Below are 23,401 nucleotides of genomic sequence, written 5' to 3' on the forward strand. Positions count from 1 at the left end.
CCCATTTTTTTGTGAGGAATCTCATCGCTCTTTTTGGATGCATTTTTACGTGGTGTCTAAACGAAAGATTGCCGGATTCTATTTAAATAAGAAGAAACAGCATTCAAGTGTCTCGTGTTTTGATTTCTTCCCGTTCACTTTTGTGTCTATTTTGTGACATTCATAAATGACAAAAATTATTCGAGACGCATCATGAAAAAAAGCAGAAATCGCATCGACGATTCCTGCTTCATTCTTACTTCGTACCAAACAAACGGTCACCCGCATCCCCAAGTCCAGGAACGATATAACCGTGATCATTTAATTTTTCATCGAGTGCTGCGAGATAAATCTCAACATCCGGATGTTCTGCTTGCACACGTTCTACGCCTTCTGGTGCTGCACACAGACAAGCCAACTTGATTGACTTCGCTCCGTGTTTCTTAAGAGCCGCGATGGCATCAGCAGCCGAACCGCCCGTTGCGAGCATCGGGTCGACGACGATGAAGTCGCGTTCCGTCACGTCTGTCGGGAGCTTCAAGTAGTATTCGTGTGGCTCAAGTGTTTCCGGATCGCGATAGAGACCGATGTGACCGACTTTTACGTTCGGCATCATTTTGAGGAACCCATCCACCATACCAAGTCCTGCACGTAAAATAGGGACGATTCCCAATTTCTTGCCGGCAATCATCTTTTGAGTGGAAACAGAGACCGGTGTCTCAATTTCTACATCTGTTAGGGGTAGGCTGCGCGTGATTTCGTATGCCATAAGTGAAGAAACTTCGTCGACGAGTTCACGGAACTGCTTCGTCCCCGTCTCTACTTTTCGCATAATCGTCATTTTGTGCTGAATCAAAGGATGGTCATAAACATGTACTTTTCCCATCTTGCTTCACTCCTCTCTCATTCTCTCTCGAGCATTGTACCCTAACTCTGTTGAGATGGGTAGAGCCAACTTCTATTTTATCAGAGGTCAGACGCCCTGAATGTCAATTGACCTGGAAATAGTCGTTCGCAGGAAGTTCATATGACCGAGACGTCGTTTGGTCGACTAAATAGAATTCGGTTTCCGTCTTCCATACGTCAAACGACTGTTTCGTCAATTCTCTATATAAGTGTAATTGCCCCATGTTGACGGCATTCGTCGGCTTCTCACGCATTTGGACGTGAGACAATTCATCAAACAGTTCTTGGGTTTTTGGTCCGTCTAACCAGACCGTATCTCGGCTAGTTTCAAAGACAGCGAGTTGCATCTCCTCATCAGTTGGTCGTGACGACATCTTGTTCAGGACCGGTCGGCGGACGTGTCCCCAGATTTCAAGGACGGTACCGTACGTTTTCGAGAGCGCGAGTGAGGTCTGTTCAGACACGTCCTCCTCGATCGGTTGTTTCGAGAGGATGATTCGTTTCATCAGTTCTCGATGGTTTCCTTCGAGCGAGAGTTCTTCTTCTTTGGCGTCGACCTTCATGTACGGCGCTTCGTACATGCTCGGAAGAACGAGTTGTCTAAGCGAAGGGGTCTTCCCGATTTGTAGAGCGACTCGATTGTCTGCCCGCCTCGTCAAAAAGACATAGCCTTCGTTTTCTCCACTTTGAAACGGAAACAGTTTTGGTTCGACAATCGGATCAAGCGTACGGCCGTTCCGAATGGTCTCGAACGTCACGTAGATCGCACCCGTGTCCGGCGTCGTGTAACGGAATGCCGAATCCGCAATCACTGCTTCATGGGTATCGTTCATTTTAAACGTGCTCGTGATTTCTTCCATGTCCTCGACGCGATCAAACTCAATCGTCGAGACAACCTCTGACTCGACGAACCGTCCCTTGTCGAGTGCTTCAAATTCTGGAATTGGTTCGACCGCAAACGTTCGTTCCATCAATTGATTGCTGTTTGCACAAGTCAGATATCGCTCTTCCCCTGCGGCAAAATACTTTACGTTTTTATAGCCGAGTGCTTCATAAAGGGGATGATGGAATGTCACTTCCGCCACCTTTGCTCTCCGTTTCGGTAAGACATCGGTCGGACGCTTCTCGCAATATGTAAGCATCTTTTCTTTTGTTTGTTCGGTTAATGCCACCTCGGGCTCTTGTTCGACTCGATAAGATGACAAAGGACGTAATTCAATCGCGTTCAACGTCTCGGCACCACATCCACTCAACAAGATACAACTGAGTAAGATTCCCCAGTACGTCCGCATTGATGTTCCCCCTCATTCCCAATTAGGTGAAAACCACCTAAATTTTTCTTGTACATCATAACATATAACCTATTTTTGTGATGATTTCAGAATTATTACGTTTCTGATGGCTGTGTAGAAACTTTTGATTGGATAGATTTCTACAAAAAAACCAACCTCTTAAGAGATTGGTTCTTTCAAGCCTTCAATTAATCATTCTCGCGTTCATCTTCAGAAGAGTCATCTTGTGAGGAATCGTCCTGTGAAGAATCCCCTCGCTCATATTGGTCATCGTCGGATTCATTGTCCACTTCGATGACTGCTTGATCTCGATTCAATTCAAGTTTGACGCGATCTCCGACCCGAGGTGTGTCGTCATCGATTTCAGATCGTGCAGCGAGCGGATACGTCTTGTCTTTTCCATCGATGTTGATTGTGACTTCTTGATCTGTGAGTTTGACGAGCGTTCCAGTAAGGTATGCATCATCATCTCCGCTCTCACGGTCCACTTCTTTCACTTCATCATTTCGGTTCAATTCGAGTTTCACTCGGTCACCGACTTGCGGTGTATCGTCGTCAATCTCATGTGTTTGTGCTAAGCGGTACGTCGATTCTTTTCCATTGAAACTGATCGTGACATCTTCTTTTGTCAGACCGACAAGTGTCCCGTATAGTTCATAGTCATCTTCTACATTTGAAGATGATGAGTCGTCGGATGCGTTGACGCTTGAATCTTCTGCTGACGAAGAATCGTCCGCTGTTTCTTGCGATTTGTCGTCACTCGCTTGATTGATGGCTTGCGGGACGATGACCGTGTCCGTCTGATTCCCACTCACATAAAACCCAATTCCTACAATTGCCATGACGCCAAGTAAAGCTCCGATAATCCAGCCGATGCGTTTCATATTCATTTCCTCCTCGTAATGTGTTCTTCTTATTTTCATCATAAGCCTCGTGTGTGAGAGCGCATTTAAGGCTTCATTAGAAGTTGATGAGAAAATGCGAAATGTTCATCATCGAGTGAGGAAAAATACACTGCCGTCAGGATCATTCGATTCGCTTCCGATCGTCCAGCCGTTCACATCTGCGACTTCCTTCGCAATCGCAAGACCAAGTCCACTGCCGCTCCGGTCTCGTGCCTCATCCAATCGATAAAAGCGGTCGAACAGACGAGCTCTTACTTCATCTGATAAGACAGGTCCCCTGTCGCGCACTTCGATTCGATTGTCTGTCAGGTGAAGGCTTGTCTCTGTTGCATACTTCAAACTATTATCGATCAAGATGACGAGAATGCGTTGTAACGATTCACGATGGCCATACCAGCTACCGTTCGCATCGATGGGAAGGTGTACGCCGTGCGACCGTAAAAATCGTTCTGTTAACATGTCGCCAAGCTCAGCCAAATCAATGTCTTCTCGGTCGACCTCTTCAAGCGCAGCGAAGCGATTTAATTCTAGCATCGGTTCAATCAAATCGTTTCGCATCTGTCGCGACTCCGTCAAAATATGATCGATGGCCTCGGCACGGACACTCTCGTCCTCTTGTCCCCAGCGCTGCAATAATTTTGCGTAGCCTTCGATGACGGTCAGCGGTGTTTTTAGTTCATGTGAAACATCGGCAACGAAACGACGCTGTTGGTCCATCGTCCCTTCGACCCGTTCAATCATATGGTTGAATCCGTTCGAAAGGAGTGCCACTTCGTCCTTTCGGTCATCGACCTCAATCGTTTCTAATTTGCCCGATTCGGTAATCCGTTCCATCGTCTCCGTCAATCGCCGTAACGGCGACAGCCCTTGGCGTAAAATCCACCATGTACCGAGGAAGGTCAAAAGGACGGCTAGGAAAAACATGACGAGAAAAATTGTCGCCAACGCTTGAATCGTGTCACTCACCGCTCGGTCTTGAAACCCGAATGCCAGTCCATCTGTCGTTGCGACGACAAACCAGTCATCGATGAGTGCCGGTTCTCCGTAATTGATGGGAAACTCTGTTCCATTCGGCACTTCTCCACCGATGATTCCCCACTCCCCGTTTTCTTGACGCTCTAGAACAACACTGTCCTTGTGAAGGGACAACACGGCATCGCTGTTTCGGACGTCTTCTTCTAACAGGTTTAACGCTTGCAGCAACACGTCAAAACGTGAATCGACGATTTCTTGCCTCGCGACGAACCATGTCACGCCAAATGAGACGAGAAGAAGCAGCAACATGAACCCGGTCATCGCCCAGGCGATTTTTGTACGTAACATGCTCACTCACCACGCTTCAACATATACCCGACGCCACGGACGGTTTGAATCCAAGACCCGGTCAGTTTCTTTCGGACATAACGGACATATACGTCCACGACGTTCGTATCACCGAAGTAATCAAATCCCCACACATGTTCGACGAGTTGATCACGGGTCAAGACGCGCTCGGGGTTCTCTAAAAAGAAGACCAATAGATCAAACTCACGCCGCGTTAAATCGATTTTATTTCCCTCGCAATACACTTCATGTCGATTCACATCGACCTTGAGTGTCTCATAGGTCAGGACATGCTCGGAATGGTCCTGCCGAACGAGCTGGCGCATGCGCAAAAACGCCCGGATGCGAGCGAGCACTTCTTCGATTTCAAACGGTTTCGTGATGTAGTCATCGGCACCTAGGTCGAGTCCACTCACTTTGTCATAGCGGTCTCCCCGAGCCGTCACCATGAGAACGGGCAACAGTGGTCGTTCTTCTTTTAATCGACGGACCACCTCGAGTCCGCTCATTTGAGGCAACATGATATCGAGTAAGACGAGGTCGATCTCGTCGGCGACGGCCCGCTCTAAACCATTACGCCCATCTGTCGCCACAACGACTTCATACCCTGCATGCTTCAACTCTAGTTCCAGTAACCGTGCAATCTTCGAATCATCTTCTACGACCAGAATCGTCTGCATCCTGCTCACTCCTTTGAAAAAACGCCGAGCGGACCGCTCGACGTATTGGTATTCATTTCCCGAAATCAATCCTCAAAAAACAGACGGACGCCTTCCGGGATTGCCGATTCCACTTGTCGTTCGAAACGGTCTTCCCATCGGTCCCACGTTGCATCCACTTGCTCGATTTGCTGCTCGATGCCCGTTGCCGCGAGCGACAGTTGCGTGAGGCTTGATTGCCCCGGTGTCGTAAAGAACAAGAAACCGGCAAGTCCGATGCTCATCAGGCCGATTGCCAACAGACTAGTCCCAATTGTTTTCAGTAAACGTTTCATTCATACATCCCTCCTACTCGCATCATACGAGGTAAAAACGAGAAATCGAGGTGGAGTTCATTAGAATTTCATGAGAAAAGGCGCTGCTTGCGCAACACCTCACTCGTCGAGCACTGATTTCGCAATCGGCGCCCAATACGTTCCTTTCATTTCTGACACCGTCGTCAGCGTATCCCGATAAGCAGGATCGTCCGCTTTTTTCTCGGCGATCCCTTTCATCCATAGGACGTCTGCCTTGTACCCAGACTCAGGATAGGAATCGAGATAAGCCGCGTAATCCGCGATTTTCGCTTTGCCTAACTTGTTGTCGACAAGGAGTCGATAAAATCCAACCGCCTGTTCTTGACCTGCTTTCGCTTTTCCGTCGAGCAACTGTTCAGCTTGCTCGTACTGTTTGTCTTGTACGAGCGCTTCGACCTCCGCTAACGGCACGACATCAGTCGCTTGATCCGGCTTCTCTTCCGCCGAATCACTTGAATTTTCTTCTTGAGTTTGTAGCTGCTCATTTTCTTTCTCGAGTCGAGCGACTTCAGCTTCTAGTTCCTTCAAGCGCTCTGCCATCGCCTCTTCCTCGGTCACCGTCTCGACGACGACTTGACCGGTCTCGCTCGGCGGGACAATCGGAGGTTCGGTATCTGGCCAAAACACGAGCGCAGCGGCAGCAAGTCCCACGACGAGCGGAAGACCGAGCCATTTCTTATCAAACTTGAAGGCCTGTCGCCACTCGGCTAAATCTGAGTGCTGGATGACGGCCGGAGAAAACGAACGAAAGCGGCGCTTGGCCGCTTTTTTCCCGTTCGCCTTCACTTCTAGCGCAAGACCTAGTCGATGGAACGCAGCGGGCACTTTCATCCCGAGGAGCGGTACGATTCGTTCGCTCGCTTCTTCGTAATAGCCATGGTCGAGGAGCGTCGTGATGACCCCGAACTCACTGGCGACAAGACGGAAAGATGGGTCGTGTTCCCCCTTACGAGCCAACCATTCCGTCATATCGAACAATGGGAGTTCGGATAGCTCTCGTTCTGCGAGTGTCCGGATGTCCATTGACTCAGCCTCGTTCTGGGTAAAGTGGGAACTTCGCAGTTAACGTACGCACGTCTTGAAGTGCTTCTGCGAGTACCGACTCATCTTCATGTTGTTTGAGTACACGACCGATTAGGCGTGCCACTTCTTGCATATCGTCCTCTTTGAAGCCACGCGTCGTCATCGCTGCCGTACCGAGACGGATTCCGCTTGTGACGAACGGTGACGCTGGATCGAATGGGATCGTGTTTTTGTTAACCGTGATCCCTGCAGCGTCGAGCGCATGCTCCGCCGCTTTCCCTGTGATGTCGATTCCTTGAAGGTCGACGAGTAAGAGGTGGTTGTCCGTTCCGCCCGATACGATTCGGAGCCCCTCTTCTTCAAGACCAGCCGCAAGTGCCTGTGCATTGGCGATGACTTGACGTTGATACTCTTTGAATTCTGGTTGGAGTGCCTCTCCGAATGCGACTGCTTTCGCTGCGATGACGTGCATGAGCGGTCCACCTTGAATTCCTGGGAAGATGGATTTGTCGATTGCTTTCGCAAACTCTTCTTTACAAAGAATCATACCACCACGTGGTCCACGAAGTGTCTTGTGCGTCGTCGTCGTGACGAAATCCGCATGCTCGACCGGGTTCGGGTGAAGACCTGCTGCCACGAGGCCAGCGATGTGTGCCATATCGACCATGAGGTACGCATCGACACTGTCCGCAATCTCACGGAACTTCGCGAAGTCGATTGTACGTGGGTAAGCCGATGCTCCCGCGACAATCAATTTCGGTTTATGTTCTTTCGCGAGCGCTGCGACGACGTCATAGTCGATGTGTTCTGTCTCTTTGTCTACACCGTATTCGACGAAGTTATACTGCACTCCCGAGAAGTTGACCGGGCTACCGTGCGTCAAGTGACCACCGTGTGACAGGTTCATCCCGAGCACCGTGTCTCCTGCTTCAAGCACTGTGAAATAAACTGCCATGTTCGCTTGTGCACCAGAGTGTGGTTGTACGTTCGCATGTTCTGCACCGAACAATGCTTTCGCACGGTCACGCGCCAAGTTTTCAGCGACGTCGACAAATTCACAGCCGCCGTAGTAACGGCGTCCTGGATATCCTTCGGCATATTTGTTCGTCAATACGCCTCCTTGCGCTTCCATGACTGCTTCTGAAACAAAGTTTTCTGAAGCGATGAGTTCGATGTTGTCGCGTTGACGACCGAGCTCGTGTTGCATTGCCTCAAACAATTCTGCATCCTGCACTTTTAACTTCGTCGTGTTTACCATGTGAAGACCCCCTCTAAATGTCTAAAAATCAACACCCCCATCGTACCACACGCTTGTTTTTTTGGGTATCGCTATAATCTGACGAAAAGTTGGGTATCATTTAGAGAGAATGCAAAGGAGGTCACTTCATGATTGAGACAAAAGAAATCACGATCACACCGTTCGAACGCACCCGCACGGTTCGGGTATATACACCTGCCGACTATGAGACATCGGAAAAACGGTATCCCGTTCTCTATATGCATGACGGGCAAAACTGTTTCGCCGACGAAGAGGCAAGCTATAACATGAGCTGGCGCGTCGGTGAATATTTAGAGTTTCGCCGACGAAGAGGCAAGCTATAACATGAGCTGGCGCGTCGGTGAATATTTAGACGCCTCGAAACGTGACTTGATCGTCGTCGCCCTCGATAGCGCACCTGGGGAAAAACGACTCGATGAGTACGGACCATGGGAAAACCCATATATCGGGGACAGCCTGCTCGGACGAGACATCGTCCTCGGCGGAGAAGGATCGGCGTATATCGAATATATCGCTCAAGAATTAAAACCTAAAATCGATGCCGACTATCGGACTATTCCGCAAGAAACGGCGATGATGGGAAGCTCGATGGGTGGACTCATCTCGGTCTACGCAGCATGTGTGTATCCTGAAATTTTTAAACGCGTTGCTTCCTTATCATCTGCCTTCTGGTTCAATCAAACCGAGCTGGAGCAATTGATTGAGGCAAGTGACTTAAAAGGTGTAGAACGTCTCTATTTAGACGTCGGTGCCAAAGAAGTCGAAGAACCGATGGAGAACGGACCGACGAACGAGATGTACCGTGAATCGAGCGAACGGGTGTACAACCTGTTAAAAGACAAGGTCGAGCACATCCGTTTCGAAGTGATCGAAGAAGGCGTCCATAACGAACTTGCCTGGCGCGAACGTTTCCCGATGGTCGTGTCGTATTTATTCGGAGAAGAATTATAACCACAAAAAAGCATCGCATTCGGTCGAAAAACCTGAATGCGATGCTTGTTTCATTTGTTTGGATAGTGAGCCCTTGGTCCACCAATCAGTTTTGGTCTCGTGACCGCGAACGTGACGTACGCTTCGCCGAGATGTTTCGACGATAGTCGGACCGGGATAGCCACTGGTTTCAAATGCATCCCGATCAACGTCGAGCCGATATCGATTCCCGCATCCGCTTGAATCGATTCGACGACACATGGTTCCTCGAAGTTCGCATATGCCTTTTCCGACATCGCCCCACCCGCTGAACGGACAGGAACGACCGTCACCTCTGTGAGACCGAACTGTTTGAGCGTCCGTCGTTCCACGGTGAGAGCACGGTTGATATGCTCACACCCTTGAAACGCCAAATGGACATCCGTCTTCTCTTTCAATTCAAGGAAGGCTTCCATCAACTCTTCTGCGACATCGATGGACCCTGCCTTTCCAATCGTCTTCCCAAGCACTTCACTCGTGGAGCATCCGATGACGAGAATACGCTCATCATTCAACGGGAACCGTTCGTGAAGCTCCGTTAATAATCCGAGAAGTTCCGTCTTCATCGGGCTCACTTCGATTCGTATGCGCTCATCTTGTCGACACGGTTTGAGTGGCGTCCGCCTTCAAAGTCCGTATCGAGCCACGTCGCCACCAAATCGACCGCAAGGCCAGGTCCGATGACACGCTCGCCCATCGTCATGATGTTCGAGTCGTTATGCTGACGTGTCGCTTTCGCACTAAATGAGTCGTGAACGAGTGCCGCACGAATCCCTTTGACTTTGTTCGCTGCGATTCCAATTCCGATTCCTGTACCGCAAATCAAAATCCCACGATCGAATTCGCCTGCCGCGACAGCTTCTGCGACCGGAATGGCTACGTCTGGGTAGTCAATCGAGTCAGCCGAGTGCGTGCCAAAGTCTTTATACTCATGTCCGAGTTCCTCAAGCAATGCTACGATGTCTCTCTTTAAGTTGAATCCGCCGTGATCGGCGCCAATTGCAATTTTCATTCGTTCATTCCCCCGTCTTCTTTGGTAGGCGTCTCGGTGGTTTCGTCACCTTTGACCCATCATTCGTTAATTTTAGCACAAGTCGATTCACGAGTGGCTCGAGTTCGTTTCGCACTTGACGGTATACATTCATCGAACCGCCGAACGGGTCGTTGATGTCTCGCTCAAGCCCTGTCACGAATTCGTAGAGCGTGTACGTCCGCTCCGCCAAATCCGGGTATGTATCCCGAATTTGTTCACGGTGCGCACGTGTCATCGTCAAGATGATGTCCGCCCAATTTCCCAACACCTCATCGAACGTCTGGGTGACGTGATCGAGCTCAATCCCACGTTCTCTGAGAACTTGCAGTGCATTTTCAGAAGCATCGAATCCTTGCATTGTCCGTAGACCGGCTGAGCGAATATCAAACTCGTCCCCGGTCATTTTCGAACGGAGCAAGGCCATCGCCATCGGGCTTCGGCACGTGTTGCCACTACATATGAATAATACGCGTTTCATTGACATCGCGTGTCCTCCTCTATGTCTTTAGGCGTCTTGCGTCGGGTGAATGACCTTCCCTCCCGCCGCTTTATACAAGCGGTTATAAACGGCTAAGGCGACCCCGACCGGTTCAATCTTGTTCACATAAATCTCATCGACATCCGTTTCATCAAATCGACGAAGGGCATCGTATAAACGTTGCGCCGCCATTTCCATCGAAGTACCGAGGGAATAGGTGACATCAGCCATTGTCGGCTCTTCATCGAATACGAGTGCACCGATCCGCAACCCTGCTTGCTTCCGCTCCTCAATGACACGTTGTAAATCATCACGTGTACCATCGACTAAAAAGACGGGCGCCGTTGGGGCATAATGCGTGTATTTCATTCCCGGTGATCGTGGTGCGGCTTTGTCGTCACTCAAATTGGCATCTAAGGCGACCGGTCCGATGACAGCTTCGATTTCTTCTCGCGTCACGCCACCCGGTCGTAAAATCGTCACCGTTTCACCCGTACAATCGATGACGGTTGACTCGACGCCGATTCCAGTTGGTCCTCCATCGACAATCCCCGAAATCCGCCCGGCCAAATCGTCAGCCACATGTTGAGCGGTCGTTGGAGACGGACGCCCGGAACGGTTCGCACTTGGTGCCGCAAGTCCTAAGCCTGACTCGCGAATCAACTCAAGTGCCGCCGAATGATTCGGCATCCGAAGTCCGATGGAATCCAGTCCTGCGGTCACGAGCGATGAGGCTCGGCCGTTTGAAGGCAAGATGATCGTCAAAGCGCCTGGCCAAAACGCATCCATCAAGCGCTTGGCAACGGGAGGAATCGTATCGACAAACAGATTCGTTTGTTCGATTGAAGCGATATGGACGATGAGTGGGTTATCCGACGGACGCCCTTTCGCCTCAAAAATCTTGCGAATCGCCACATCATTCATGGCGTCCCCGGCGAGACCATAGACGGTTTCTGTCGGCATGGCGATGATTTCACCCGCTTGAAGAAGACGTACCCCCTCTTCAATCTCATTCGATTTAATCCATTTCGTTTCCATACGCAATCCCTTCCCTTACGGCATAGACGATACGGTCCTTGCCGTTTATATCTTTTAAAATACCCGTTTCTGCTTCAGGATAACGTTCAGACAGTAATGATTTCACATCTTGTCCTTGGTTATACCCGATTTCAAACGCAATCAATTGCCAATCGGCACGTAAGACGCGCACTGACTCTGAAATCAGTTGGCGATACATATCGAGCCCATCCGCTCCGCCAAAGAGTGCGAGATGCGGTTCATAACCAACAACCGTCTCATCTAATAGAACGTCTGCCTCAATATATGGTGGGTTCGAGACGAGAATTCGAATCGATTGATCGGCAATCGGGGCGAGCCCGTTCCCTTCAAAAAAGCGAACATTCGCACCGAGCGCTTCCGCATTCCGTTTCGCGACCGCAATCGCTTCCGGGGAAATATCGACCGTCTGTACCCGAACACCGAATTCTAAACTGAGCGTGATCGCAATCGCTCCGCTCCCTGTTCCGACATCCACGATCTCATCGTCTGCTATGTGACGAATTTGCCCGAGAAGCCAGTCAATCAACTCTTCTGTTTCCGGTCTCGGGATCAAGACGTCCCGATTCACTTCGAACAAGCGGCCATAAAACGGTGCCTGTCCGATCACGTGTTGTACGGGTTCTCCAGTCAATAGACGTTCGATTCCAGCTTCGAACCGTTCCGCTTCATCCGCGGATAGTTCATCCGACAATCGAACGAGGAGACCCGTTCGGTCGACATCGAGTACGTGCATGAGCCACCATTCGGCAGCCGCACGGTCACGCCCGGCCTCTTGAAGCCGCTCTTCTGTCTGCTTAAGTAGCGCAGCGACACGCATCATTCCGCATCCTCCATGAGACGTGCCTGTTCATCCATGATGAGGGCGTCAATGATGTCCTCGAGTTCACCCGCTAATACACGATCTAACTTTTGGAGTGTCAGTCCGATACGGTGATCGGTGACACGACTTTGTGGGAAGTTATACGTGCGAATCCGTTCAGAGCGGTCCCCTGTCCCGACAGCAGATTTCCGCTGTGCCGACAGTTCTTCCATATGCTCGCTTTGCATTTTGTCATATAGGCGTGCCCGAAGCACTTTCATCGCTTTGTCTTTGTTTTTATGCTGTGACTTCTCATCCTGACACGAGACGACGAGACCTGACGGGATGTGTGTCAAACGAACAGCAGACTGCGTCGTGTTAACAGACTGTCCCCCTGGACCTGACGAAGTGAACGTATCGACACGTACGTCTTTCATATCGATGTGCACCTCGACATCTTCCGCTTCAGGTAAGACGGCAACCGTCGCCGTAGACGTATGAATCCGTCCACCTGACTCCGTCGACGGGACACGTTGTACACGATGCGCGCCGTTTTCAAACTTGAGCTTCGAGTAAGCACCTGCCCCGTTGATCATGAACGTGACTTCTTTGAACCCACCGAGCTCCGTATAGTTCGCGTCAATCAGTTCAACTTTCCAGTTTTGCCGCTCGGCGAAGCGCGTGTACATCTTATAGAGGTCACCTGCAAAAAGGGCTGCTTCGTCTCCTCCTGCCGCACCCCGGACTTCGACGATGACGTTCTTATCATCGTTCGGGTCTTTCGGGAGCAACAAAATCCGCAACTTCGCTTCTAACTCTTTCACTTCCGGCTCCAAGAGGTTCATCTCTTCTTTAGCAAGCTCGCGCATGTCGGCGTCGAACGTTCGGTCTTCGAGCATTGCCTTCGCTTCTTTGAACGCCTCGCTCTTTTCTTTATATTGACGATACATCTGTACCGTCTCTTCTAACTGCGCCTGTTCTTTCGAATATTGTCTCAACTTCGTCGAGTCGCTGAGCACTTCTGGGTCGGCGAGCATTTCATTCAATTGCATATAGCGATCTTCTAATACACTTAAACGGTCAAACATGATGATCCGTCCTTTCTCCGTCAAATCAAACTCTATCTATTATAGCAAAAAAACGTCGATTCATCAGTCTACCACCGTATGGCGGACCGGATGTGGTTTATTCGGTACGTCATGGCAATGACGGCATCGCGGTTCGTACGACTCCGAAGCGCCGACCAAGATGACCGGATCTTCATAACGAGCCGGTTGTCCGTCAATCAAGCGTTGCGTCCGTGAAGCCGGTGCGCCACATGACAAGCAGATCGCTTGCAGTTTCGTCACAAACTCCGCACGCGACAACAGCTCAGGCATCATCGTGAACGGCTCACCCCGGAAGTCCATATCGAGTCCGGCACAGATGACGCGTTTGTCCTCGTTCGCGAGCTGTTCGATGACATCGACAATCCCTTCATCAAAGAACTGTACCTCATCAATCGCGATGACTTGCGTTTCTTCGCGCACGGCATCGTATAAGTCTTGGCTCGACGCGACGGGTACCGCCACGACCGAGTTGCCCGTATGTGAGACGACGTTCTCTTCATGATACCGGTCGTCGATTGCTGGTTTGAACACTTGGACCGGAATCTTTCCATAGTGAGCGCGGCGGACACGGCGAATCAATTCCTCCGACTTCCCTGAAAACATACTCCCACAAATCACTTCAATCCAACCGTATCGGTTCGTCACATGCATCATTGTTCTTCGCCCTCTCCATCGATAATCGCTTTCCGATTATACCTATCTTTCGAGTTGAGGAAAAGGGTTGACTTCTTCCAAATTCTCTTAGAAGCGAATCCGTCCTTTACTCGTCGGCTTTCGCTTCTTTTTGCACATCAATTAATTTCAATTTACGTGCGAGCGGACGAATCGTAAGACCGTGTAATGTTACGGAAATGAAGACGAGTCCGAGCGTGAGCGGCAACATTTGCTTCGCATCGTCAATCCCGAGATGCGCGACTTCTTCAGCAAAGAATCCAGCGACCGTCATCGCGACAATTCCGCGTGGTGCAATCCAGCCGATAAAGCCTCGCTCCGCTAGCGGCAACCCCCCACCGATTGTCGACAAGTAAATCGCCACCGGACGAACCAAGAAGAGAATCCCGGCGATCGTCAAGAGCAGCGGCCATTGGAAGATATTTAAGAGCTCTGCCCGAGAAAGCGACGCCGTCAATAAGATGAAGACAGACGAAATAAGCAAAATTGAAATGTCTTCTTTAAACGATTGCAGTTCTTCGATAATCTCTTCGTCCCGATGTTTCGTATTGGCCATCGTCATCCCCATCGCCGTCACGGCGAGAAGACCGACTTCGTGCATCATGAGTTCACTGAGTGAGAACAAGATGAGGACGGCCGTCAATGTGACCGAGGCACGCAGGTAACGAGGTACTTTCTCCGCGACAAACCATCCCATGAGGAGATGCCCGAACAAATACCCGAGTCCGATCCCGACAATACAAGCACCGGCAAACAAGAGCTGCATCCATAAGTCCATTCCTTCATATACGATGTATCCGAGTCGGACGACAAAGAGTCCGAGCAGTGCCCCGACCGGATCGACGATAATCCCTTCCCACTTCAAAATCGCCCCGACGCGATCTTTCAAGTGTGCTTGTCGTAATAGCGGGATGACGACGGTTGGTCCTGTCACGACGAAGAGTGCACCCATCGTCCACGCGACGACCCAATGCAATCCTCCGACGTGCTGGATGAGTAGCGACATTCCGACGAACGACAGCGCGACTCCGACCGTGACGATGCGGACGATTGACCGTCGGAATTGATTGATCTCGCTAAAGTGAAGCCCGAGACTTCCTTCGAATAAGATGATAGCGACCGCAAACGAAATGATGGGACTATATAAATCCCCTAGTAGTTCACGCGGATCAAACAGCCCAAGAATCGGACCTGCCAACACCCCGGCGAGTGTCATAATGATAATTGCCGGAATTTGATAACGCCATGCCAACCATTGTGACATGATGCCGACCCCGATTAACAAGCTGATACTGATGAGTATAAGTTCCATAACGGCCCCCTAACGACAGTCTTTTGTCTCTTTACCCGCGTCTATGTAACAAAAAACCGCCAAGGGCAATCCCTAGGCGGTGAGCATACAACTTTACGATTAACGTTGGTATTTCTTGTTGAAGCGCTCGATACGACCATCTGCAGATGCGAATTTCTGGCGACCTGTGTAGAACGGGTGCGAATCAGAAGATACATCGACACGGATGAGTGGGTACTCGTTTCCATCTTCCATCGTGATTGTCTCGTTAGAGTAACGAGTTGAACCAGTGATGAATTTGAATTCTGTCGTCGAGTCCATGAATACGACTTTACGGTATTCTGGGTGGATTCCTTGTTTCATTGCTTTTCAACTCCTTCGGCCCTAAGTATTCTTTCAACCTAGAGAAAGTTCACTAGAATATAATATCACCCTACTATAGGATTTACAAGTCTGTTTTCGTTTTTTTCACCGGTCGTCTTTTTTTCTTATCCGCCTCTAGCGCAGCGAAAAAGTCGAGGTTCGTTTTCGTCTCGCGGACACGGCGTAAGAAGTGTTCGACGAAGTCTGGAGACTCGTTCATCGTGCGGCGAATCGTCCATAGCGAGTCGAGTTCGTCCTTGCCGAGTAACAACTCTTCTTTCCGCGTCCCCGAACGACGAATATCGATTGCCGGGAAGATACGGCGTTCCGCCAATTTCCGATCCAGGTGGAGTTCCATGTTCCCCGTTCCTTTGAATTCCTCATAGATGACGTCATCCATTCGTGAACCGGTATCGACGAGTGCGGTCGCAAGAATCGTCAAGCTACCTCCGTCTTCGATATTTCGGGCTGCCCCGAAGAATTTTTTCGGTTTGTGGAACGCTGCCGGGTCAATCCCTCCAGAGAGCGTCCGTCCGCTCGGCGGAACGGATAGGTTATACGCACGCGTCAATCGTGTGATGGAATCAAGTAAGATGACCACGTCTTTCTTATGTTCCACGAGACGCATCGCCCGTTCGAGGACGAGTTCTGAAATGCGCGCATGGTTTTCCGGTGTCTCATCAAATGTCGAGAAGGCCACGTCCGCATCCGGTACAGAACGTTGGATGTCGGTCACTTCCTCTGGTCGCTCATCGATTAATAGAATGATCAATTCGACGTTCGGATGATTCGTCGTGATCGAGTTCGCAATCTCTTTTAAGAGCGAAGTTTTCCCCGCTTTCGGTGGCGCGACAACCAATCCACGTTGTCCGAATCCGACAGGGGCAATCATATCCATGACACGTACAGAAAGATGTTTCGGCTCTGTCTCAAGCACCATCTGTTGTTCCGGATAGATCGGCGTAAGTGCCGGGAAGTAATCGCGTGACCGCGTCGAGTCCGTCGACTCCCCGTTGACCGCCTCTACACTCAACAACCCTTGGAATCGTTCGTTCTCTTTCGGTTTGCGGACTTTCCCCGTCACGAGGTCCCCATTTCGGAGGTTGAAACGACGAATTTGTGAAGCAGCGATGTAAATGTCTTCTGAAGATTGAGAGTAATTGATTGGTCGGAGGAAGCCAAATCCGCCGTCATTTTGCGACTGAGGATTCGGTGGAATGATTTCTAGAATACCTTCGAGGAAGTATAAATCTTTTGATTCGGCCTGAGATTTCAAAATCCGGAACATGAGCTCACGTTTCCGTGCTTCTCGGAAGTTTGGAACTTTGACTTCTTTGGCGATCTCATATAATTCTTTTAACGTCTTCGTCTCGAGTTCACGAAGCGTGTAATTTTTTGTCGGTTCTGTCTGTTGACTCATTCAAGTCACCTATCTTTCTACATTTCATTACAAGAAGTATTCAACTTGATTATTTTTGTTCTGTCATCATCTAATCACATTTTCTCCGTGTCGTCACCGTGCAAAAATCACCTTTTGTCTAACGGTTTCCCTCTTGTGCAAATCCTTACACAATAATAGATGGTTTTGTAACAAAATAAGTACTATATCCACATATTGTTTCATTTCTGTTACAAGAAAACACTTTTTTGACTTGTGATTGAAAAATGCCATCGGTCTTGCGCATGATATAGTTTATTTGCACAGGAAACCGGGTAATACTCGCAACTTGTGCTCAACTATTAAAATATTACTCGATTTTGTCATATAATAACGATTTGATTTTAAAAACGGAGGGAATTACACAATGTTAAAGCGTATTGCATCTATCGTCGTCGCTGCTACTGTTGCTTTCTCGGGTCTCATGTTCTCAACTGGTGAACAAGCAGAAGCCGCTACCGGCACGTTCGCTTACTCGAAAGTCAACGGCTTGAACATCCGCACTGCCCCGTCACTTACGTCATCGAAAGTTGTCGCGAAGATGGATAAAGGTCAACGCTATACATACCTTGGTAAATCCGGTTCGTTTTATAAGATCAACTACAAAGGTACACACCGTTACATCTCAGCTTCTTCAACGTACACGTACTTGAAGCCGAGAACATCAACTTCAACAACGACGACAGTTTCAACGTCATCGTCAAGCACACGTGCGAAACTCGTTGCTGAATCGAAAAAGTACCTCGGTACACCTTACCGTTACGGTGGAACAACGACTGCTGGATTTGACTGCTCAGGCTATACTGGACATGTTTACAAAAAAGCAATCGGCAAAACACTCCCACGTTCTTCACGTCAGCAATATTCAAGCGCGAAGAAAATTTCGAAGTCATCGATTCAAGCTGGCGACCTCGTCTTCTTCTCACACTCAGGTGGGACGATTCACCACGTCGGGATGGCGCTTAGCAAAACACAAATGATCAACTCAGAAACAGGCGGCGTGAAATACGCGAGCTTCACTTCTGGATACTGGGCACCACGTTACGTTGGCGCTGGATCATACCTTTAATACAACATCACGACTCGGTTCATTGGAACCGAGTCGTTTTTTATTTAGTTACATGTTCCATCACATCCTGAGAATCCTTTAGTACCGAGCTCGTTTTTTATTTAGTTACATGTTCCATCACATCCTGAGAATCCTTTAGTACCGAGAACGTCCCATCCGTCTCTAACACAACCGCCTCAACTTGTTCTAAAGGAGTTCCACTCGCACGAATCGCTTGAATGACTTCCATTTCTAATATTCGTTCTTTCTTTAAATATTCTTGCAAATAATTCCCTCTATAAAACAGTAACGTCGGTTCCGATTTAATCATTCGATTTACCATTGTAAATCGTCTGGACAATTTCGCCAACATATACTGTAAGATGACTAGCGTTCCAAATGCCGTTAACCCTGCAAGCAATGACGTTTGTTGACTCGTTAACGTAGTCGCTAATATAGAACCCATCGCCACCGTCACGATAAAATCAAATGCATTCATTTTAGCTAACGTTCGTTTACCAGAAATACGCAACATCAAAATAATTGATATATACGCACCCACCCCTGTCAAAACAATCCGAATCATCGTCGAAAGTTCTTGCATCCAACTCCTCCCTTATTTTTGTTTTAGTGCCCCTCTCGCATTCGTCGCCGCAAAGACGATCATGAGCACACTCATCGTACCAGCGACCGCAAGTCCTGCCGATAGAGCCCCCCAGTCAATCTCCGGTTGGGTCAATACGGCCCGCATCCCTTCAAAAATGTACGTGGTCGGATTAAATGTCGCCGCGACTTTCAGCCACTCCGCCTCAATCAATTCTTTCGGAACGAACGTCGTCGATAAGAAAATGAGAGGGAAGAACAAAAGCGTACCTGCCTGCGCCGCTTGTGCATTCCGTGTTTTTAGCGCTACACCAACGGAATAGCCCGCAAATCCAAGACCAAACCCGATGGCGAGAAGTACGGTAAAGAAGAATCCGACCGCCCCGACAGGAATCGTGAGCCCGAGAAGAAACGCGACCGCAAAGATGAGTAGCGTTTGAACAAGCAGTTGCAACATTCCAGCAATCATTGGTCCGAGCACGATTGCTGTCCGGGTCGCGGGAGTCAATAATAACCTCGCAAAATACCCACTCTCGATATCACGGACAAGGGCTTGTCCCGTCCCCCCTGCTCCACCGACCGCACCCGAAACGATCGATACGGGTAAGATGAAGTTCAAGTAGTCGCTTCCTTCAAACTGAGGAAGGGACGCCACGCTCGATAGTCCGCTCGTATACACGAGTAAAAAGAAGACAGAGATGATCAAGTTCGGGATAAATGAAAACGGATTTCGGATTGTCGTCACTAAACTCCGTTTCGTGAATAACCACGTCTCAGTCCACACGAAGCTCGCCTCCTTCATAAGATTCGCCCGTCACTTGTAAGAACACGTCATCAAGCGACGGTTGTTTCACCGTCAAACGCTCAGGTTGTAGTCCTTGTTCGTCTAACGCCCGAACGATTTCGGTCAATGTCACACCACGCAGTTCGAACGATACATGGTTCCCGTTCGCTGTGGTCTGAAAGAGCGTGGCGGCAGTCGTCGCGTCTGACTCGTTCGAGAAATCCATCGCAATCGTCTCACCACCGACGAGTTGTTTCAGCTCCTCAGCCGTTCCTTCACTGACAATCTTCCCGTGATTGATGATGGCAATTCGGTCCGCTAGTTCATCTGCTTCTTCTAAGTACTGGGTCGTCAAAAAAATCGTCGTCCCAAACTCTTGATTCAGTCGCCGCACTTCATTCCATATCTCAATCCGACTCGCCGGGTCGAGACCCGTCGTCGGCTCATCTAAAAACAAGACGGTCGGGCGATGGACGAGCGTAAGGGCCAAGTCGAGACGTCGTCGCATCCCCCCTGAATACGTGCCACTCCGTCGATCTGCGGCATCTGTCAGGGAGACGACTTCTAATAATTCATCGGCACGACGGCGCGCTTCCTCGTTTGACATCTTAAACAATCGTCCTTGCAAGACGAGTAGCTCACGCCCCGTCAGCACTTTATCGATTCCGGTTTCTTGTAAAGCGACCCCGATCGACAGGCGGACGTCTTTTTCTTGTTTGACGACATCGAATCCGTTTACCCGTGCCACTCCGGACGTCGGACGCACGAGCGTCGTCAACATTTGCACCGTCGTCGATTTACCAGCGCCGTTCGGTCCTAAAAATGCAAAAATCTCTCCTTCTTTCACGGAGAACGAAACATCGTTCACCGCCGGAACATCTTTGAATGTCTTCACGAGTCCTTCCACTTCAATCATCCTCCCCACCTCCTGACTATCCATTCCCGTTTTCATACGATTTCATCACAAAAAAGTACTTACACATCCGCGACTCCATGTTATTCGGGTTTCATGACCATTTTCGGTTTCTTCGTGAGGGAGTGGTTCCCTTCTACAAAGCGTACGGTACCAGACTTGGCACGCATGACAACGGAATGCGTTTGTCCACCTTGCGATGTGAATTGGACGCCACGTAACAATTCACCGTCCGTCACACCTGTCGCCGCAAAGATACAATCCTCGCCTTTTACCAAGTCATTAAGTAGAAGGATTCGATCCGTATCTTCGATGCCCATGTCATGGCAACGTTGTTTTTGTGCCTCGTCTTCTGGGAGCAAGCGTCCTTGGAAGTCTCCACCGAGACACTTCATCGCGACAGCGGCGATGACGCCTTCCGGTGCCCCACCTGAACCGAGTAGCAAATCGACACCTGTTTTCGGGAAGGCCGTGTTGATCGCTGCGGCGACATCCCCGTCTGGAATCAGCTTGATTCGCGCTCCAGTCGCCCGGACCCGCTGAATGATTTCTTCATGTCGGTCCCGATGTAAGATTGTCACGACGACGTCTTCCACGTTTTTCTTCTTCGCTTTCGCCACAATCTCGATGTTCTCTTCAATCGAGTTGTCGAGACTGACGAGACCGGCAGCTTCCGGTCCGACCGCGATTTTTTCCATGTACATGTCCGGTGCGTGAAGGAGGTCTCCCGCATCGGCGACTGCGAGAACAGCGAGCGCCCCCCACGTACCGGTTGCCACGATGTTCGTCCCTTCTAACGGGTCGACTGCGACATCGAGACGTGAACCATAGCCGTTCCCGACCTTTTCTCCGATATAGAGCATCGGGGCCTCATCCATTTCGCCTTCTCCGATCACGACAATCCCCTTCATCGGAATCGTATCAAAGACGTCACGCATCGCCGTCGTCGCTGCATCATCTGCCTCGACCTTTAAACCGCGACCCATCCAACGGGCTGAAGCAAGTGCTGCTGCTTCTGTGACCCGGACCAGTTCCATCGATAAACTTCGTTCCACCCGAAATCTCCCCTTTATGCCTCGGTGTGATCTTCCACCCAAACGAGCGCACCGAGTTGTTTTAATTTGCCGACAAAGTCGACGTATGAATCATTCAACCGTTCTGCATGAAGTAACGTCGATTCTCCAGACGCCTGAAGTGCTGATAAAACGAGTGCCGCGGCACTTCGCGCATCTGTACATTCCATTTCTGCGTTCGCGAGTTGATTTCCTCCGCGAATCACAGCTGACGCATCTTCTAGCGTGATTTGCGCGTTCATTCGGCGCATCTCGGCGATATGCCGGAATCGTTGGGAATACAATTTGTCCGTGACAACGCTCGTCCCGTCTGCCTTCAACAAAGCCGCTGACATGATCGGCTGCAAGTCACTCGGATATCCTGAATAGTGGAACACGCGAATGTCTGTCGGCAAAGATTGATTGGCGGTAACCGTCACCGACTCCTCGCCAACTTTCACTTCCGCACCATAATCCAATAGTTTTTGGATGACCCCTTCTAAGTGCGTCGGAATGACCGGTTGCACGGTCACACTACCCGACACCGCGCCGAACATCATGAACGTGCCTGCCTCGAGGCGATCGGGGATTAACGTATGCGTACACCCATGCAAACGTTCGACTCCTTTAATACGAATCTCATCGGTACCCGCTCCACTCACGTGTGCGCCCATCGATGTGAGCATCGTTGCCACATCGACGACTTCAGGGTCACATGCCGCATTCTCGATGACCGTCGTGCCTTTCGCCAAGACCGCCGCAAGCATCGCACTCACAGTTGCCCCGAACGACCGTAAGTCCAAATAAATTCGATTCCCGACGAGTTCTTCGACCCGGACATGATAAAGTCCAGATTCATTTTCGACATGAATGCCAAGACGCTCCAACGCTTTCAAGTGTAAATCAATCGGTCGTGGACCAATCGCATATCCTCCGGGTAGCCCGACCGCCCCTTTTCCGAATCGAGCGGCGAAGACACCGAGTAAATAGACAGCGGCACGGACTTTCCGCGTCTCGGAGCCGAGAAGAGGCATGGCGACAGCTTCATTCGAATGAATGGTCATCCGTTCGCCCTCACGTTCGACCCGAACCCCTAGCTCTCTCAACAAGTTGACCATCACTTCTACATCCTCAATCATCGGGACGTTTTCAATCGTCACCGACTCTTCTGTGAGAAGTGCAGCCACAAGGCAAGGGAGAGCGCTTTGTTTCGCCCCGCTAATCTCAACGATTCCTTCTAATTTTTGCTGCCCAACGATATGGAGAATTTCCACGCTGATCAAAACCTTTCTACGACGGACTTATTTGGATTGAGCGTTGTTCCAATCCGCTAAAAACTGCTCAATGCCTTTGTCTGTGAGCGGATGTTTCATCATCTGTTCGATGACTTTGTAAGGGACTGTCGCAATATCAGCCCCGAGGAGTGCGGCTTTCGTCGCATGAACCGGGTGACGTACAGAGGCCGCAATGATTTCTGTCTCGATGCCATGAATTGCAAAAATGTTGGCAATCGTCTCGACGAGGTCGAGTCCATCTTGACCGATGTCATCCAAACGTCCAATGAATGGAGAAACATATGAAGCACCGGCACGTGCCGCGAGTAACGCTTGGTTCGCGTTAAAGATGAGCGTCACGTTCGTTTTGATTCCGAGCTCTTTAAACTGCTTGACCGCTTCCATCCCCGCTGGTGTCATCGGTACCTTTACCGTAATATTCGGCGCGATGGCAGCAAGTTCCTTTCCTTCTTCCACCATACCCTTTGCATCAAGTGCAATAACTTCCGCGCTGACTGAGAGATCCCCGACGATCTCACAGATTTCACGAAGTCTTGTATGGAAGTCGACACCTTCTTTCGCGACGAGCGACGGATTCGTCGTCACGCCTCCGATGACGCCCATCTGATGAGCTTGTTTGATGTCTTGCACATTTGCTGTGTCAATGAAAAAACGCATATGTGTCTCCTCCTCAATTTGTGATCGCTTACAATCTCTATTATGAGGAAAGAACAGGTGAATTACTACACCCTTTGTCAGATTCAGAGCCTGATGTCAGTCGAACATACAAAAAG

General features: G+C 49.8%; 27 protein-coding genes. 3 read left to right on the forward strand and 24 right to left on the reverse strand.

The window, feature by feature from the left end:
- Positions 1-235: 235 nt before the first annotated feature.
- The 8 genes from upp to glyA all read right to left on the reverse strand — a co-directional run bounded on the left by upp (position 236) and on the right by glyA (position 7,701).
- Complete coding sequence (gene upp, locus ON063_RS07100) at positions 236-865, reverse strand: uracil phosphoribosyltransferase (RefSeq protein ID WP_074035874.1); 630 nt, start codon at positions 863-865, stop codon at positions 236-238.
- 103 nt (positions 866-968) lie between these two features.
- Positions 969-2,177, reverse strand: coding sequence for a hypothetical protein (locus ON063_RS07105; protein WP_274664669.1), 1,209 nt, complete (start codon positions 2,175-2,177; stop codon positions 969-971).
- A gap of 188 nt (positions 2,178-2,365) precedes the next feature.
- A complete protein-coding gene (locus ON063_RS07110) occupies positions 2,366-3,061 on the reverse strand; it encodes a hypothetical protein (protein ID WP_274664670.1) in 696 nt (231 codons plus the stop codon).
- Positions 3,062-3,169: 108 nt separating this feature from the next.
- The gene (locus ON063_RS07115; RefSeq protein ID WP_274664671.1) at positions 3,170-4,405 is read right to left on the reverse strand and encodes a sensor histidine kinase; all 1,236 of its coding nucleotides are present in this window, start codon (positions 4,403-4,405) and stop codon (positions 3,170-3,172) included.
- A gap of 2 nt (positions 4,406-4,407) precedes the next feature.
- Positions 4,408-5,085: a response regulator transcription factor gene (locus ON063_RS07120; protein ID WP_274664672.1), complete on the reverse strand. Its 678-nt coding sequence runs from the start codon at positions 5,083-5,085 to the stop codon at positions 4,408-4,410.
- A 65-nt stretch (positions 5,086-5,150) separates the two neighbouring features.
- Positions 5,151-5,399 (reverse strand): hypothetical protein, encoded by a 249-nt coding sequence (locus ON063_RS07125; RefSeq protein ID WP_274664673.1) that lies wholly within the window; start codon positions 5,397-5,399, stop codon positions 5,151-5,153.
- 99 nt (positions 5,400-5,498) lie between these two features.
- Entirely contained in the window at positions 5,499-6,443 is a 945-nt protein-coding gene (locus ON063_RS07130) for a hypothetical protein (RefSeq protein WP_274664674.1), read from the reverse strand.
- Between the two features lie 4 nt (positions 6,444-6,447).
- On the reverse strand, positions 6,448-7,701 hold the full coding sequence (gene glyA / locus ON063_RS07135; protein ID WP_074035858.1) for a serine hydroxymethyltransferase: 1,254 nt from the start codon (positions 7,699-7,701) through the stop codon (positions 6,448-6,450).
- 128 nt (positions 7,702-7,829) lie between these two features.
- Here glyA and ON063_RS07140 point away from each other — a divergent pair, with 128 nt between their 5' ends.
- The gene (locus tag ON063_RS07140) at positions 7,830-8,045 is read left to right on the forward strand and encodes an alpha/beta hydrolase-fold protein (RefSeq protein WP_274664675.1); all 216 of its coding nucleotides are present in this window, start codon (positions 7,830-7,832) and stop codon (positions 8,043-8,045) included.
- A gap of 1 nt (position 8,046) precedes the next feature.
- Entirely contained in the window at positions 8,047-8,673 is a 627-nt protein-coding gene (locus ON063_RS07145) for an alpha/beta hydrolase (protein WP_274664676.1), read from the forward strand.
- 50 nt (positions 8,674-8,723) lie between these two features.
- Here ON063_RS07145 and ON063_RS07150 read toward each other — a convergent pair whose 3' ends face one another.
- From ON063_RS07150 to rho, 10 genes are all read right to left on the reverse strand, one after another.
- Positions 8,724-9,266 carry a TIGR01440 family protein gene (locus ON063_RS07150; protein ID WP_446719125.1) on the reverse strand — a complete coding sequence of 181 codons (543 nt, stop codon included), beginning with the start codon at positions 9,264-9,266 and terminating at the stop codon, positions 8,724-8,726.
- Positions 9,263-9,703, reverse strand: a complete 441-nt coding sequence (gene rpiB, locus ON063_RS07155; protein WP_214694546.1) for a ribose 5-phosphate isomerase B — start codon at positions 9,701-9,703, stop codon at positions 9,263-9,265. Before rpiB ends, ON063_RS07150 begins: the two co-directional genes overlap by 4 nt.
- 4 nt (positions 9,704-9,707) lie before the next feature.
- A complete protein-coding gene (locus tag ON063_RS07160) occupies positions 9,708-10,208 on the reverse strand; it encodes a low molecular weight protein arginine phosphatase (RefSeq protein ID WP_214694549.1) in 501 nt (166 codons plus the stop codon).
- A 21-nt stretch (positions 10,209-10,229) separates the two neighbouring features.
- Positions 10,230-11,240 (reverse strand): L-threonylcarbamoyladenylate synthase, encoded by a 1,011-nt coding sequence (locus ON063_RS07165; RefSeq protein WP_274664678.1) that lies wholly within the window; start codon positions 11,238-11,240, stop codon positions 10,230-10,232.
- Complete coding sequence (prmC, locus tag ON063_RS07170; RefSeq protein WP_274664679.1) at positions 11,221-12,081, reverse strand: peptide chain release factor N(5)-glutamine methyltransferase; 861 nt, start codon at positions 12,079-12,081, stop codon at positions 11,221-11,223. The genes ON063_RS07165 and prmC overlap by 20 nt, the downstream gene beginning before the upstream one ends.
- Positions 12,078-13,148: a peptide chain release factor 1 gene (gene prfA / locus ON063_RS07175; RefSeq protein WP_274664680.1), complete on the reverse strand. Its 1,071-nt coding sequence runs from the start codon at positions 13,146-13,148 to the stop codon at positions 12,078-12,080. The genes prmC and prfA overlap by 4 nt, the downstream gene beginning before the upstream one ends.
- A gap of 63 nt (positions 13,149-13,211) precedes the next feature.
- A complete protein-coding gene (locus tag ON063_RS07180) occupies positions 13,212-13,823 on the reverse strand; it encodes a thymidine kinase (RefSeq protein WP_214694566.1) in 612 nt (203 codons plus the stop codon).
- Positions 13,824-13,929: 106 nt separating this feature from the next.
- Positions 13,930-15,153 (reverse strand): cation:proton antiporter, encoded by a 1,224-nt coding sequence (locus ON063_RS07185; protein WP_214744595.1) that lies wholly within the window; start codon positions 15,151-15,153, stop codon positions 13,930-13,932.
- Positions 15,154-15,252: 99 nt separating this feature from the next.
- On the reverse strand, positions 15,253-15,495 hold the full coding sequence (locus ON063_RS07190) for a type B 50S ribosomal protein L31 (RefSeq protein WP_012727387.1): 243 nt from the start codon (positions 15,493-15,495) through the stop codon (positions 15,253-15,255).
- A gap of 82 nt (positions 15,496-15,577) precedes the next feature.
- Positions 15,578-16,915, reverse strand: a complete 1,338-nt coding sequence (rho, locus tag ON063_RS07195; RefSeq protein WP_271305582.1) for a transcription termination factor Rho — start codon at positions 16,913-16,915, stop codon at positions 15,578-15,580.
- A 385-nt stretch (positions 16,916-17,300) separates the two neighbouring features.
- Between rho and ON063_RS07200 the strand changes: the two genes are divergently transcribed.
- Positions 17,301-18,002, forward strand: coding sequence for a C40 family peptidase (locus tag ON063_RS07200; RefSeq protein ID WP_274664681.1), 702 nt, complete (start codon positions 17,301-17,303; stop codon positions 18,000-18,002).
- A 97-nt stretch (positions 18,003-18,099) separates the two neighbouring features.
- On the opposite strand, the gene ON063_RS07205 is transcribed toward ON063_RS07200, so the two are convergent.
- The 6 genes from ON063_RS07205 to fsa form a co-directional block, all read right to left on the reverse strand.
- Positions 18,100-18,585 (reverse strand): DUF421 domain-containing protein, encoded by a 486-nt coding sequence (locus tag ON063_RS07205; protein WP_274664682.1) that lies wholly within the window; start codon positions 18,583-18,585, stop codon positions 18,100-18,102.
- Between the two features lie 12 nt (positions 18,586-18,597).
- A complete protein-coding gene (locus ON063_RS07210) occupies positions 18,598-19,368 on the reverse strand; it encodes an ABC transporter permease (protein WP_012727390.1) in 771 nt (256 codons plus the stop codon).
- Entirely contained in the window at positions 19,358-20,284 is a 927-nt protein-coding gene (locus ON063_RS07215) for an ATP-binding cassette domain-containing protein (protein WP_214744597.1), read from the reverse strand. Before ON063_RS07215 ends, ON063_RS07210 begins: the two co-directional genes overlap by 11 nt.
- Positions 20,285-20,364: 80 nt before the next feature.
- Positions 20,365-21,336, reverse strand: a complete 972-nt coding sequence (gene glpX / locus ON063_RS07220) for a class II fructose-bisphosphatase (RefSeq protein WP_074035838.1) — start codon at positions 21,334-21,336, stop codon at positions 20,365-20,367.
- A 14-nt stretch (positions 21,337-21,350) separates the two neighbouring features.
- A complete protein-coding gene (gene murA / locus ON063_RS07225) occupies positions 21,351-22,607 on the reverse strand; it encodes a UDP-N-acetylglucosamine 1-carboxyvinyltransferase (RefSeq protein WP_274664683.1) in 1,257 nt (418 codons plus the stop codon).
- A 27-nt stretch (positions 22,608-22,634) separates the two neighbouring features.
- On the reverse strand, positions 22,635-23,285 hold the full coding sequence (gene fsa, locus ON063_RS07230; RefSeq protein ID WP_274664684.1) for a fructose-6-phosphate aldolase: 651 nt from the start codon (positions 23,283-23,285) through the stop codon (positions 22,635-22,637).
- Positions 23,286-23,401: the final 116 nt, after the last annotated feature.

Origin of the sequence: Exiguobacterium sp. B2(2022) (assembly GCF_028823655.1) — a bacterium.
Lineage (GTDB): Bacteria > Bacillota > Bacilli > Exiguobacteriales > Exiguobacteriaceae > Exiguobacterium > Exiguobacterium aestuarii_A.